The organism is Lentzea sp. HUAS TT2 (assembly GCF_051853195.1).
GTDB lineage: Bacteria > Actinomycetota > Actinomycetes > Mycobacteriales > Pseudonocardiaceae > Lentzea.
Genome location: NZ_CP196667.1, coordinates 149,440 through 162,026 on the forward strand (window position 1 = coordinate 149,440; position 12,587 = coordinate 162,026).

General features: G+C 68.2%; 12 protein-coding genes. 4 read left to right on the forward strand and 8 right to left on the reverse strand.

The genetic code is table 11. The features are described 5' to 3' along the window. Window positions 1-27: 27 nt before the first annotated feature. Genes ACSHWB_RS00735 through ACSHWB_RS00750 form a run of 4 tightly spaced genes read left to right on the forward strand, consistent with a single transcriptional unit; the run spans window position 28 to window position 4,765 of the window. Window positions 28-1,536 (forward strand): NCS1 family nucleobase:cation symporter-1, encoded by a 1,509-nt coding sequence (locus ACSHWB_RS00735; RefSeq protein ID WP_439660140.1) that lies wholly within the window; start codon window positions 28-30, stop codon window positions 1,534-1,536. After that, window positions 1,533-2,375, forward strand: a complete 843-nt coding sequence (locus tag ACSHWB_RS00740) for a nitrilase-related carbon-nitrogen hydrolase (RefSeq protein ID WP_439660141.1) — start codon at window positions 1,533-1,535, stop codon at window positions 2,373-2,375. Before ACSHWB_RS00735 ends, ACSHWB_RS00740 begins: the two co-directional genes overlap by 4 nt. After that, entirely contained in the window at window positions 2,372-3,757 is a 1,386-nt protein-coding gene (hydA, locus tag ACSHWB_RS00745) for a dihydropyrimidinase (RefSeq protein ID WP_439660142.1), read from the forward strand. The genes ACSHWB_RS00740 and hydA overlap by 4 nt, the downstream gene beginning before the upstream one ends. Window positions 3,758-3,772: 15 nt before the next feature. Continuing rightward, a complete protein-coding gene (locus ACSHWB_RS00750; RefSeq protein ID WP_439660143.1) occupies window positions 3,773-4,765 on the forward strand; it encodes a TIGR03842 family LLM class F420-dependent oxidoreductase in 993 nt (330 codons plus the stop codon). Window positions 4,766-4,898: 133 nt separating this feature from the next. Here ACSHWB_RS00750 and ACSHWB_RS00755 read toward each other — a convergent pair whose 3' ends face one another. The 8 genes from ACSHWB_RS00755 to thrS form a co-directional block, all read right to left on the reverse strand. Then, the gene (locus ACSHWB_RS00755; RefSeq protein WP_439660144.1) at window positions 4,899-5,849 is read right to left on the reverse strand and encodes an NUDIX hydrolase; all 951 of its coding nucleotides are present in this window, start codon (window positions 5,847-5,849) and stop codon (window positions 4,899-4,901) included. Then, window positions 5,846-6,958: a glycosyltransferase family 4 protein gene (locus ACSHWB_RS00760; RefSeq protein WP_439660145.1), complete on the reverse strand. Its 1,113-nt coding sequence runs from the start codon at window positions 6,956-6,958 to the stop codon at window positions 5,846-5,848. The genes ACSHWB_RS00755 and ACSHWB_RS00760 overlap by 4 nt, the downstream gene beginning before the upstream one ends. A 13-nt stretch (window positions 6,959-6,971) precedes the next feature. After that, complete coding sequence (locus tag ACSHWB_RS00765) at window positions 6,972-7,874, reverse strand: phosphatidylinositol mannoside acyltransferase (protein WP_439660146.1); 903 nt, start codon at window positions 7,872-7,874, stop codon at window positions 6,972-6,974. Further along, entirely contained in the window at window positions 7,871-8,473 is a 603-nt protein-coding gene (gene pgsA / locus ACSHWB_RS00770) for a phosphatidylinositol phosphate synthase (RefSeq protein ID WP_439660147.1), read from the reverse strand. Before pgsA ends, ACSHWB_RS00765 begins: the two co-directional genes overlap by 4 nt. A gap of 131 nt (window positions 8,474-8,604) precedes the next feature. Continuing rightward, window positions 8,605-9,444 (reverse strand): helix-turn-helix domain-containing protein, encoded by an 840-nt coding sequence (locus ACSHWB_RS00775; protein WP_439660148.1) that lies wholly within the window; start codon window positions 9,442-9,444, stop codon window positions 8,605-8,607. A 277-nt stretch (window positions 9,445-9,721) separates the two neighbouring features. After that, window positions 9,722-9,901: a hypothetical protein gene (locus ACSHWB_RS00780; RefSeq protein WP_439660149.1), complete on the reverse strand. Its 180-nt coding sequence runs from the start codon at window positions 9,899-9,901 to the stop codon at window positions 9,722-9,724. A 57-nt stretch (window positions 9,902-9,958) separates the two neighbouring features. After that, window positions 9,959-10,507 carry an HIT family protein gene (locus tag ACSHWB_RS00785; RefSeq protein WP_439660150.1) on the reverse strand — a complete coding sequence of 183 codons (549 nt, stop codon included), beginning with the start codon at window positions 10,505-10,507 and terminating at the stop codon, window positions 9,959-9,961. Further along, window positions 10,504-12,552, reverse strand: a complete 2,049-nt coding sequence (gene thrS / locus ACSHWB_RS00790) for a threonine--tRNA ligase (protein WP_439660151.1) — start codon at window positions 12,550-12,552, stop codon at window positions 10,504-10,506. Before thrS ends, ACSHWB_RS00785 begins: the two co-directional genes overlap by 4 nt. Window positions 12,553-12,587: the final 35 nt, after the last annotated feature.

Sequence of the window (12,587 nt, forward strand, 5' to 3'; positions counted from 1 at the left end):
TTCAGCAGCGTAACAGGGGGTTGAACGATGGCAGTCGAGTCCTCACCGCCCCAGGTCACACCTGATGGCCGCGTCGAACTGAGCGACGTGGGTCCCATCAAGGACAGCAGGTTCTTCAACCCCGAACTCGCACCCGTGCCCGTCGAGCAGCGGACATGGACGACGTACAACTTCTTCGCGCTGTGGATGGGCATGGCGCACAACATCCCCAGTTACACACTCGCGGCGTCGTTGATCGCGATCGGCATGGACTGGGTGCAGGCGTTCCTCACGATCACACTGGGCAACCTGATCGTGCTGGTCCCCATGCTGCTCAACAGCCACGCGGGCACGAAGTACGGCATCCCGTTCCCCGTGTTCGCCCGCGCCTTCTACGGCATCCGCGGCGCGAACCTGGTGGCGTTGCTGCGCGCGTTCATCGCCTGCGCCTGGTTCGGCATCCAGACGTGGGTCGGCGGCAAGGCGCTGCACGTGATCATCGGGCGGCTGACCGGCGAGGGGTGGACCAACGCGTCCCAGATCGGCGGCCAGCCGTGGACGTTGTGGTTGTGCTTCTTCGGGTTCTGGGTCGTGCAGATGCTGGTGATCTGGCGCGGCATGGACGCGATCCGGCGGTTCGAGAACTGGACGGCGCCGCTGGTCAGCGTCGGGTTCCTGATCCTGCTGGGCTACGTGCTGGTGAAGGCCGGCGGGTTCGGGCCGATCCTCGACGCGCCCAGCAAGCTCGGCTGGGGACCGGACTTCTGGAAGCTCTTCTTCCCCGCGCTGATGGGCATGATCGCGTTCTGGTCGACGCTGTCGCTGAACATGCCGGACTTCACCCGGTTCGGCGGCAGCCAGAAGAAGCAGGTCACCGGCCAGATCCTCGGTCTGCCGACCACGATGTCGTTCATCGCGATCGTGGCGATCCTGACGACGTCCGGCGCGCAGGCGTTGTACGGCGAGGCGATCTGGGACCCGGCGGACCTCGCGTCCCGCTTCGACAACACGCTCCTGGTGATCATCGCGCTGATCTCGCTGGTGCTGGCCACGATCTCGGCGAACCTCGCGGCGAACGTCGTCAGCCCGTCCTACGACTTCTCGAACGCCTTCCCCAAGCGGATCACGTTCGCGGTGGGCGGCCTGATCACCGGTGTCATCGGCATCGTGATCCAGCCGTGGCGGCTGATCTCCGACCCGAGCATCTACATCTTCGCGTGGCTCGGGTTCTACGGCGGCCTGCTGGCGTCGGTGGCGGGCGTGTTCGTCGCCGGGTACTGGGTGATCAAGAAGACGAAGCTGGAGCTCGCCGACCTCTACCTGGACGGCAGGGGCGCGTACTGGTTCAACGGCGGCTGGAACTGGCGTGCTGTCGTGGCGACGCTCGTGGGCTCCGTGCTCGCGGTCGGCGGCGCCCACGGCGGGCCGTTCCCGGTGGACGGGCTGATCCCGTTCCTCAAGCCCCTCTACGACTACAACTGGGTCGTCGGCTTCGCGGCCGGCTTCCTGGTCTTCCTCGCTCTGAAGGACAACACGGCAAAGGAGACGACCAGGTGAGCAACATCATCCGGGCGGCGCTCGTCCAGCAGAAGTGGACGGGCGACAAGGAGTCGATGATCGCGAACGCGGTCGAGCACATCCGAGCGGCCGCATCCCAAGGCGCGCAGGTGTTGTGTCTCCAGGAGCTCTTCTACGGCCCGTACTTCTGCCAGGTGCAGGACGCGGACTTCTACTCCTACACGGAGTCCATTCCGGACGGTCCGACGACGCAGCTGATGCAGGAAGTCGCCGCGCAGAACAACATCGTGCTGATCGTGCCGATGTACGAGGTCGAGCAGCCGGGCGTCTACTACAACACCGCGGCCGTGATCGACGCGGACGGCACGTACCTCGGCAAGTACCGCAAGAACCACATCCCGCAGGTGAAGGGCTTCTGGGAGAAGTTCTACTTCAAGCCCGGCAACCTCGGTTACCCCGTGTTCGACACCGCGGTCGGCCGGATCGGCGTGTACATCTGCTACGAACGCCACTTCCCCGAGGGCTGGCGGGCGCTGGGGCTCGCGGGCGCCAAGATCGTGTTCAACCCGTCGGCGACCTCGCGTTCGCTGAGCGAGTACCTGTGGAAGCTGGAGCAGCCCGCCGCGGCCGTCGCGAACGAGTACTACGTCGGCGCGATCAACCGGGTCGGCGTGGAGCCGTTGGGTGACAACGAGTTCTACGGCCAGACGTACTTCGTGTCGCCGCGCGGCCAGTTCGTCGACGAGGTGGCTTCGGACACCGAGGAAGAGCTCGTCGTGCGCGACCTCGACCTGGACCTGATCACCGAGGTCCGCGACACGTGGGCGTTCTACCGCGACCGCCGCCCCGACACCTACGAGGGCCTGGTGAACCCGTGAGCACTCTCATCCGCAACGGCCTGGTCATCAACGCGACCGGTTCGCACGCCGCCGACGTGCTGATCAGCGGCGAGCACATCGCCGCGCTGGTCACACCGGGGTTCGAGGTGCAGGCAGACGAGGTCATCGACGCGGCGGGGAAGTACGTCATCCCCGGCGGCATCGACGCGCACACGCACATGGAGATGCCGTTCGGCGGCACCCAGTCCGCGGACACGTTCGAGACCGGCACCACCGCGGCGGCGTGGGGCGGCACGACCACGATCGTCGACTTCGCCGTGCAGCCCAAGGGCTCGTCGTTGCTGTCCACTCTGGACAAGTGGCACACCAAGGCGGACGGCAACTGCGCCGTCGACTACGGCTTCCACATGATCATCTCCGACGTGACCGACGAGTCGCTCAAGGAGATGGACTCGTGCATCGCGGCCGGCGTGAACAGCTTCAAGATGTTCATGGCCTACCCCGGCGTCTTCTACGCGACGGACGGCGAGATCCTGCGCGCCATGCAGAAGGCGCGCGAGACCGGCGCCACGATCATGATGCACGCGGAGAACGGCATCGCGATCGACCAGCTCGTCGCGCAGGCGCTGGCCTCCGGCCTCGGCGACCCCGTGCAGCACGGCCTGACCCGGCCGCCCGAGCTGGAGGGCGAGGCCACGTCGCGCGCGATCCAGCTCGCGAAGGTGACCGGTTCCCCGCTGTACATCGTGCACCTGTCGGCGTCACAGGCGCTCGACGCCGTGACGGCCGCCCGTGACACGGGCCAGAACGTGTTCGCCGAGACGTGCCCGCAGTACCTCTACCTGTCGCTGGAGGACCTGGCACGGCCGGGCTTCGAAGGCGCGAAGTACGTGGCCTCGCCCCCGTTGCGGCCCAAGGAGCACCAGTCGTCGTTGTGGCGCGGCCTGCGCACCAACGACCTCTCGGTGGTGAGCACCGACCACTGCCCGTTCTGCTTCAAGGACCAGAAGCAGCTCGGCGTCGGCGACTTCTCCAAGATCCCCAACGGTATGCCCGGCGTCGAGCACCGCGTCGACCTGCTGCACCAGGGCGTCGTGAAGGGCGAGATCACCCGCGAACGCTGGGTCGAGATCGTCTCCACGACACCCGCGCGCATGTTCGGCATGTACCCGCGCAAGGGAGTGATCGCACCGGGAGCCGACGCGGACGTCGTGATCTACGACCCCAAGGCATCCCAGACGATCTCCGCCGACACGCACCACATGGCCGTGGACTACTCGGCCTACGAGGGCTTCGAGATCACCGGCCAGGTGGAGACGGTGTTCTCCCGCGGCCGCAAGGTGATCGCGGACGGCGCGTACCACGGTTCGACCGGCCACGGCCGCTTCGTGTCCCGCGACCTCAACCAGTACCTCGTCTGAGAAAGGCGGTCACCCGTGGACTTCGGTGTAGTGCTGCAGACCGACCCGCCGGCGCGGGACGTGGTGGAAGGCCTCCGCGCGGCCGAGGACTGCGGCTTCCGCTACGGCTGGACGTTCGACTCCTGCGTGCTGTGGCAGGAACCGTTCGTCATCTACTCGCAGGTGCTCAGCGCCACGCGGGACCTGATCGTCGGCCCGATGGTCACCAATCCGTCCACAAGGGACTGGTCGGTGACGGCATCGCTGTTCGCGACGCTGAACGACATGTTCGGCAACCGCACGGTCTGCGGCATCGGCCGGGGCGACTCGGCCCGCCGCGTGATCGGCCAGAAGCCCGCGACGCTGGCGACCCTGGGCGACGCGATGCACGTGATCAAGGAGCTGGCCGAGGGGCGTTCCGTGGAACACCACGGCACAGCGGTGCAAATTCCGTGGGTGCGCAACGGAAAGCTCGAGATGTGGATGGCCGCGTACGGTCCGAAGGCGCTGAAGATGGTCGGCGAGCAGGCCGACGGCTTCATCCTGCAGACCGCCGACCCGGACATCGCCCGCTGGACGATCGGCTCCGTCCGCGAGGCAGCGACGGCCGCCGGCCGTGACCCGTCAGCCATCACGATGTGCGTGGCGGCACCGGCCTACGTGGGCACGGACCTGGGTCATCAGCGCGACCAGCTGCGGTGGTTCGGCGGCATGGTCGGCAACCACGTCGCGGACCTCGTGGCGCGGTACGGCGACTCGGGCGTCGTGCCCAAGGCCCTGACCGACTACATCAAGGACCGCGAGGGCTACGACTACGCCCACCACGGCAAGGCGGGCAACCGTTCCACCGACTTCGTGCCGGACGCGATCGTGGACCGCTTCTGCCTCGTCGGGCCGGAGTCGGCGCACATCGAGCGGTTGCAGGAGCTGAAGGAGATCGGCGTGGACAACTTCGCGCTGTACCTGATGCACGACGAGAAGGACAAGACGCGCGACGCCTACGGGTCGGCGATCATCTCCGCCGTTTAGGTCCATACTGATTGGCGTGCCTGACGACCTGCCGAGACCGGACGTGTCCAACTACGTGAAGGACGCGTCCGGGCAGGTCGTGCAGATCGGCGCGAACGCCTGCCACTACCGCCGCAGCCCGGAGGGCTGACGATCAGCGGACCGTGCGGGTCTCGCCGTCCCACTCCGGCGTGAGCGTGGGGATGAGCTCAGCCAGCTGCACCGGATAAACGGTGTCCTCGGCGGCGTCCAGCTCCTCCGCGCTCCACCACCGGTACCCGGAGATGGTCGTCTCCTCGACGTCGTTGAACCCCGAGGTGTCGACGGTCAGCTCACCCTCGACGGAGGCGTAGAAGAACCACTCCTCCGCGTCGAACGTCTCACCGTCAAAGCTGAAAACCGTGCGGCGGCGCCAGATCGGCCCGACCAACGACTCCGGCGCCAGCTTCAGGCCGGTCTCCTCGAACGCCTCGCGGACGGCCGCGTCGCGCAGTTCCTCACCGTCCTCGACGCCGCCGCCGACCGTGAACCAGAAGGACTCCTGGGGGCGCGCCGGGTCGAAGCCCTGGAAGAGCAGGACTCGGCCGGTCGCGTCGGTCAGGACCACGCGGGCGGACGGGCGGGGCCTGAGCATCACGGCGTCGGAGGGCGTGGTGGGTTCGGCGATCTCGAAGTACGACGGCTGCGGTGCGGTGCCGGCCAGCCTCAGCCAGCGGACCACGCGGCGGCGGCGTAGCAGGAGGGTGTCGCGCACGGCGTCGTTGTGGACTCGGCGGGCGAGCATCACGCGTTCTTCGGCGTCGGCCAGTTCGGCGGTCAGCGCTGGGGCTACCGTCCTGCGGTCGAGTGCGCCGAGGAGGCCGGAGAGTTCGTTCTCCGCCTGTTCGCGGTCTGCGCGGGGCGCGGACTCGGCTCGGGACGCGGCTGCCGAGAGTTCGGTGTCCAGCAGTGCGCGGACCACGACGGCTCGGCGGGCGAGGGCGGCGTCGAGCGCTGCCCAGGCGGCGTCGGTGCGGACGTGCAGGCGGTCCAGGCGGTTCGCGATGCTGAGGATCCACACGGCCAGCAGCAAGGTCACGACTACTACGACGAGCGCTGTGGTCATGCCTCGCTCACCCGGCGCGGGTCGGCGGCGATGGCGGTCTCGTAGACGCGCAGCACCTGCGAGGCGACCACGGACCAGTCGAACGCCTGCACCCGTTGTGAGGCGATGTCGACGTACTCGGCGCGCAGGGCCGAGTCGCGCAGCACCGAACGCAGCGCGTCGGCCAGTGCGTGGGCGTCGCCGACGGGGAAGAGCGCGCCCGCCTTGCCGTCCTCCAGCACGCGGCGGAACGCGTCCAGGTCGCTCGCCACCACGGCGGTGCCGGCGGACATGGCCTCGGTCAGGATGATGCCGAACGACTCGCCGCCGGTGTTCGGGGCGACGTAGGCGTCGACGGAACGCAGCATCCTCGCCTTGTCCTCGTCGCTGACCTGGCCCAGCAGGTCCACCCGGTCGGCGAACGGGCCGTCGAACGGGTCCTCGCCGCGGCCCACGACGAGCAGGCGCAGGTCCGGGAACTCGTCGGCGATCAGGCCGAACGCCTCCCAGAGGATCGGCATGCCCTTGCGCGGCTCGTCGTAGCGGCCGACGAAGCCGATGGTGCCGCCCGCGCGCGGGTAGCCGTCCAAAGTGGACGCGGAGGCGAAGAAGTCGACGTCGACGCCGTTCGGGATCTCCACCGCGTCGCCGCCGAGGTGCTCGACCTGCACTCGGCGGGCCAGCGCGGAGACGGCGATGCGGGCGGTGACCTTCTCCAGGAACGGCTGCAGCACGGGCTGGAACGCCGACAGCATCTTGGAGCGCGGCGTCGAGGTGTGGAAGGTGGCGACGATCGGGCCGTCCGCGACCACCAGTGCCAGGAACGACAGCGAGGGCGCGGTCGGCTCGTGCAGGTGCAGGACGTCGAACTCGTGGTCGTCGATCCAGCGGCGGACCCGCGCGTACGAGACAGGGCCGAACGACAGCCGCGCCACGGATCCGTTGTACGGGATGGCGACGGCGCGACCCGCGGACGTGACGAACGACGGCAGCGCCTGGTCGTCGTCGGCGGGCGCGAGGACGTTCACCTCGTGGCCCAGGCCGATCAGTGCGCGCGCGAGGTCGACGACGTGCGCCTGCACGCCTCCTGGCACGTCCAAGGAGTACGGGCAGACGATTCCGATCCTCATCTGACCACCACCTTCACCGAGCGAGCCTCCTGGCCAGTGCGGCGCGGCGCTTCTCCGGCAGGTCGGCGAGCCAGAGCTTCTGCATCATGTGCCAGTCGGCAGGGTGCGCGGCGATGTCGGCGGCGAACACGTCCGCGACGGCCTGCGTGGCGGTCTGGACGTTGCTGACCTTGATCGGCGGGTGGATGCGGAAGTGCCAGCCGTCCTCGGTGAACCAGCAGCCCACCGGCAGCAGCGCCGCACCCGTCGTGGAGGCCAGGTGCGCGGGCCCGGCGGGCATCAGGGTCTGCTCGCCGAAGAACGTCACAGGCACGCCGGTCGACGTCAGGTCGCGGTCCGCCAGCAGGCACACGACCTTGTTGGCACGCAGGCGTTCGGCGAGCACCGTCGCAGGTGGACGGTCGCCGCCGTTGAGCGGCAGCACCTCGAAGCCCAGCGTCTCGCGGAACTCCACGAACTTGCGGTACAGCGACTCGGGCTTCAGCCTCTCGGCGACCGTCGTGAACGTGCCGGAGTGACCGACGAGCCAGACGCCCGCCATGTCCCAGTTGCCGCTGTGCGGCAGCGCCACGACCGCGCCGGTGCCGTTGCTGATCGCCGCGTCGAGGTTCTCCACCCCGGACACTTGCGAGTCGCACTTCTCGTAGGCCGCGCGCAGGTCCATCGACGGCAGCCGGAACGCCTCGCACCAGTACCGCGCGTACGACCGCAACGACTCGCGCACCAGGTCGTCGAGCTCGTCCTCACCCGCCTGCGGCACGACTCTCCGCAGGTTGGTGCGCAACTGCTCCACGCTCGCACCGCCGCGCTTGGCCGCGTAGTCGGCGCCCGCGCGGAACGCCCCGCGCGCCCACGACTCCGGCAGCAGGCGGATCAGCCGCCACCCGGCGCTGTATCCGAGGGTCGCGAGGTTCACGCGGCCTCCCTCGCCGACTTCGCGACGGAGAGGACCCGCTGCAACACGGTCACGACCGTCATGGCCGCGAGCAGCCACAACGAGATGGCCATCAGGTACGGCACACCCAGCCCCTGCACGCCGGCACCGATCAACGCGACGATGAACCGCTCGGCCCGCTCGGCCAGACCGCCGTCCGCGCTGAGACCGGACGCGTCGGCACGCGCCTTGACGTAGGAGATGACCTGCGAGGCCACCAGGCAGATGAACCCGGCCGCGGCGGTCCACCGGTCACCGGTGTCGAACGCGTACCAGGTGAGTGCCGCGAACAACGCCCCGTCCGCGATGCGGTCACAGGTGGCGTCGAGCACGGCACCGAACTTGGTGGGCCCCTGCGCGCGGGCCATGGCGCCGTCGATCAGGTCGAGCAGCACGAAGAACGTCACCAGCAGGCAGCCCAGGAACAGCTGCCCGCGGGGAATGAACCACAGCGCGCTGGCGACGGCACCGATCGTGCCGGCCACGGTCACGGCGTTGGGCGTGAGGCCACGCGCCAGCAGCCACGCCCCGATCGGATCGGTGACGCGCGAGACGGACGCGCGAGCGAAGATGTTCAGCATGGCAGGTCGCAGCGTAGCTGGACTGCTGAAACGCGCCCGTCTCACCCCTCGCCTCACCGCACGCGGGGACCTTTCGTACCGCATGTCGGTACGAAAGGTCCCCGCGTGCGATGAGCGACAGGCGGCGGAGGCTAGCCGAGCCGGCGATGGTCCTCGGCAATGCGCTTCAGCAGCGCCTGCAACTCCTCCCCTCGCACCGCCAGCCGCTCCAGCCGCCCGAACAACGCGAGGTACTCGCGCACGTCCAGCGGGTCGGTGATGGTGGCGTTGCCGGTCAGCACGCTGACCGTGACGACACGCTCGTCGTAGATGTGGAAACCGTGCAGGGCGACCACGTTCGCGTCCGCGGACCACGGCACGACGCCGAGGCGCACGTTCGGGCGGCGCTGGATCGCGATCAGGTGTTCCACCTGTTCGGCCATCAGCTCCGCCGAGCCCATCCGCCAGCGCAGTGCGCTTTCGGAGAGCACGAACACGAACTGCTTGGCCAGGTCGTCCATCCGGGATCGGCGGGTGCGCAGGGCGGCCACCGCGGCCTCCTGCTCCGAATGCGGCATCGTCCCCAGCACGGTCCGCAGGTAGGGCTCGGACTGCAACAAAGCGGGGACCAGATTTATCTGGAAGAACCTCGATGTCGCGGCCCGCGCCTCCACGCGGCTGATCGTCTGCTGGTGGCGGTGCGCTCCTCGGTGCAGCACGACGCGACGGGTTTCCGCCTCCGCGTGCAGCGACCTGGCGAGTTCGACCAGTTCGATGCGCGTCTCTCTCGCGGCGGCCAGTTCCGCCACGAGACGCTCCACATCCGCTACGGACGGGAGCAGCATGCCGTTCTCGATCTTCGACAGCTTTGACTGGCTCATCCCGGTGGCACGGGCGGTGGCCGTGCCGGTCATCTTCGCCTCGGTGCGCAACCGGCGTAGTTCACGCGAAAGCCGCTCTCTCGCTAATCGCGAACGCTCAGGTGCGGTCATGTTCGCACCGTAACCATTCGCACACGGTGAGACGATCGGCCATAGGCGGGGACTTGACTCGCAGTTGACACCTCCAGGTGGGTGATCTCACCTACCTGGAATCGCTTTGTGCTGGCGTTACGTCTCGATCGACTGGAGAAAAGCACCCAAAAGTTGTAACCGAAAGCTATTCCGCCCCCCATGGAAACAGCCCCGATTGTCCTGTGCGGACAACATGAGTGGTTTTTGTCACTCTTTTGTCCAACAATTAGTACGGCTTTCAATCATGCGCGTCCCGCTAAACGCCGCGTTTAGCCCGCAATACCGACCGAACACCGAGCACGATGCCGCCGATAATGAGCACAAAGCCGATGGCGCCGAGACCGGGGGCGTCGTCGTGGTCGGCGTACATGATCGCGCCCACGCCGAGCGCGACGAGGAGCACACAGCCCACCAGGGGCAGCAACAGTCGAGGCATGGACCGACTGTCGCCCAGCGACCTATCGAAAGTCAACAGATAAGTGTCGCTAAGCGATCAGTCGACCGTCTTCCAGCCGTCCGCCAGCAGCTGACGGGTCTCCCCCAGCAGCTGCGGCAGCACCTTGGTGTGCCCGATGACCGGCATGAAGTTCGCGTCCCCGCCCCACCGCGGCACCACGTGCTGGTGCAGGTGGGCGGCGATCCCGGCGCCGGCGACGACGCCCTGGTTCATGCCGATGTTGAACCCGTGCGGCGCCGCCACGTGCCGGGCGACCTTCATGGCCTTCTGCGTGAACGCGGCGAGCTCCGCGGTCTCGCCGACGGACAGCTCGGTGTAGTCCGCCACGTGCCGGTACGGCAGCACCATCAGGTGCCCGGGGTTGTACGGGTACAGGTTCAGCAACGCGAAGACCTCCGCCCCGCGCGCGATGATCAGACCGTCCTCGTCGGACAGTTCGACCACGCGGCAGAACGGGCAGCCGGCGGGTTCGTCCCCGTCCGCCTTGCCCGCGCCCTGCACGTACGACAGGCGGTGCGGGGTCCACAGACGCTGCAACGCGTCGTGGACCCCCACACCGGCCTGCTCGGAGAACTCAGGCGTCACGAGAGCAGTTCCGCCGTGGGCGAGGCGTTCTCGCGACGGCCGACCCACTCGACGATCTGCTCGACGGCCCGCTCCACCGGCACGCCGTTGATCTGCGTGCCGTCGCGGAACCGGAACGACACCGCGTTCGCCTCCACGTCCTTGGCACCGGCCAGGAGCATGAACGGCACCTTCTGCATGGTGTGGTTGCGGATCTTCTTCTGCATGCGGTCGTCCGAGGCGTCGACGTCGACCCGGATGCCGGCCTTCTTCAACGTCTCGCGCACCGCGAACAGGTGGTCGGCGTTCTCGGAGGTGACCGGGATGCCCATGACCTGCACCGGCGCGAGCCACGCCGGGAACGCGCCCGCGTAGTGCTCGGTCAGCACGCCGAAGAAGCGCTCGACCGAGCCGAACAGGGCGCGGTGGATCATGACCGGGCGCTGGCGGGAGCCGTCGGGGCCGGTGTACTCCAGCTCGAACTTCTCCGGCAGGTTGAAGTCCAGCTGGATGGTCGACATCTGCCAGGTGCGGCCGAGCGCGTCGCGGCACTGCACCGAGATCTTCGGGCCGTAGAACGCGGCGCCACCGGGGTCGGGCACGAGCTCCAGACCGGACTCCTGGGCCACCGACGCGAGCGTCTCGGTGGCCTCCTCCCAGATCTCGTCCTCACCCACGTACTTCTCGGGGTTCTTGGTCGAGAGCTCCAGGTAGAAGTCGTCCAGGCCGTAGTCGCGCAGCAGGTCCAGCACGAACGTCAGCAGCGACTTCAGCTCGTCGCGGACCTGGTCGCGGGTGCAGAAGATGTGCGCGTCGTCCTGCGTCATGCCGCGCACCCTGGTCAGGCCGTGCACCACACCGGACTTCTCGTACCGGTAGACGCCGCCGAACTCGAACATGCGCAGCGGCAGCTCGCGGTAGGAACGCCCGCGCGCCTTGAAGATCAGGTCGTGGAACGGGCAGTTCATCGGCTTGAGGTAGTAGTCCTGGCCGGGCTTGCGGACCGTGCCGTCCTCGTTGAGCTCGGCGTCGAGGTGCATCGCCGGGTACATGCCGTCCTTGTACCAGTCCAGGTGACCGGAGACCTCGAACAGCTTGCCCTTGGTGATGTGCGGCGAGTAGACGAACTCGTAGCCCTCTTCGGTGTGCCGCTGCCGGGAGTAGTCCTCCATGGCCTTGCGGATGATGCCGCCCTTGGGGTGGAACACCACGAGACCGGAGCCGATCTCGTCGGGGAACGAGAACAGGTCGAGCTCGACACCGAGCTTGCGGTGGTCGCGGCGCTCGGCCTCGGCCAGGCGCTCCAGGTAGAGGTCCTGGGCCTCCTGCGACTCCCACGCGGTGCCGTAGATGCGCTGCAGCTGCGGGTTGTTCTCGTTGCCGCGCCAGTACGCGGCGGCCACGCGGGTCAGCTTGAACGCCGGGATGTGCTTGGTCGTCGGCACGTGCGGGCCGCGGCACAGGTCGCCCCAGACCTGCTCACCGGAGCGCGGGTCGAGGTTGTCGTAGATCGTCAGCTCGCCGCCGCCGACCTCCATGACCTCGCTGGTGTCGACGTCGCTCTTGATGTCGACGAGCTCCAGCTTGAACGGCTCGGAGGCGAGCTCGGCCTTGGCGGAGTCGATCGACTCGACGACCCGGCGCGAGAACCGCTGCGAGGACTTGATGATCTGCTTCATGCGCTTCTCGAGCGCCTGCAGGTCCTCGGGCGTGAAGGGCTTCTCGACCTGGAAGTCGTAGTAGAAGCCGTCCTTCACGGGCGGGCCGATGCCGAGCTTGGCCTCGGGGAACTGCTGCTGCACGGCCTGCGCCAGCACGTGCGCGGCGGAGTGGCGCACGACGCTGCGGCCGTCCTCGGTGTCGGCCGCGACGGCCTCGACCTCGACGTCGACCTGCGGGGTCCACGACAGGTCGCGCAGGTGGCCCTCGGCGTCGCGCACGACGACGATCGCGTCGGAACCCTTGCCCGGCAGACCGGCTTCGCGCACGGCCGTGCCCGCCGTCGTCCCAGCCGGAACCACCACGCGCGGCGGGTTCTGGGCGACTGCTGGGCGCGACTCGGACACGGTGACTCCTACGTTCGATGTAGTGGGTGTTCGGA

Excerpts from the sequence above, each read along its gene's own strand:
- ACSHWB_RS00735 (WP_439660140.1), top strand. The coding sequence starts at position 28 with ATGGCAGTCGAGTCCTCACCGCCCCAGGTCACACCTGATGGCCGCGTC.
- ACSHWB_RS00755 (WP_439660144.1), bottom strand. The coding sequence starts at position 5,849 with ATGACCACAGCGCTCGTCGTAGTAGTCGTGACCTTGCTGCTGGCCGTG.
- ACSHWB_RS00760 (WP_439660145.1), bottom strand. The coding sequence starts at position 6,958 with ATGAGGATCGGAATCGTCTGCCCGTACTCCTTGGACGTGCCAGGAGGC.
- pgsA (WP_439660147.1), bottom strand. The coding sequence starts at position 8,473 with ATGCTGAACATCTTCGCTCGCGCGTCCGTCTCGCGCGTCACCGATCCG.
- ACSHWB_RS00775 (WP_439660148.1), bottom strand. The coding sequence starts at position 9,444 with ATGACCGCACCTGAGCGTTCGCGATTAGCGAGAGAGCGGCTTTCGCGT.
- ACSHWB_RS00780 (WP_439660149.1), bottom strand. The coding sequence starts at position 9,901 with ATGCCTCGACTGTTGCTGCCCCTGGTGGGCTGTGTGCTCCTCGTCGCG.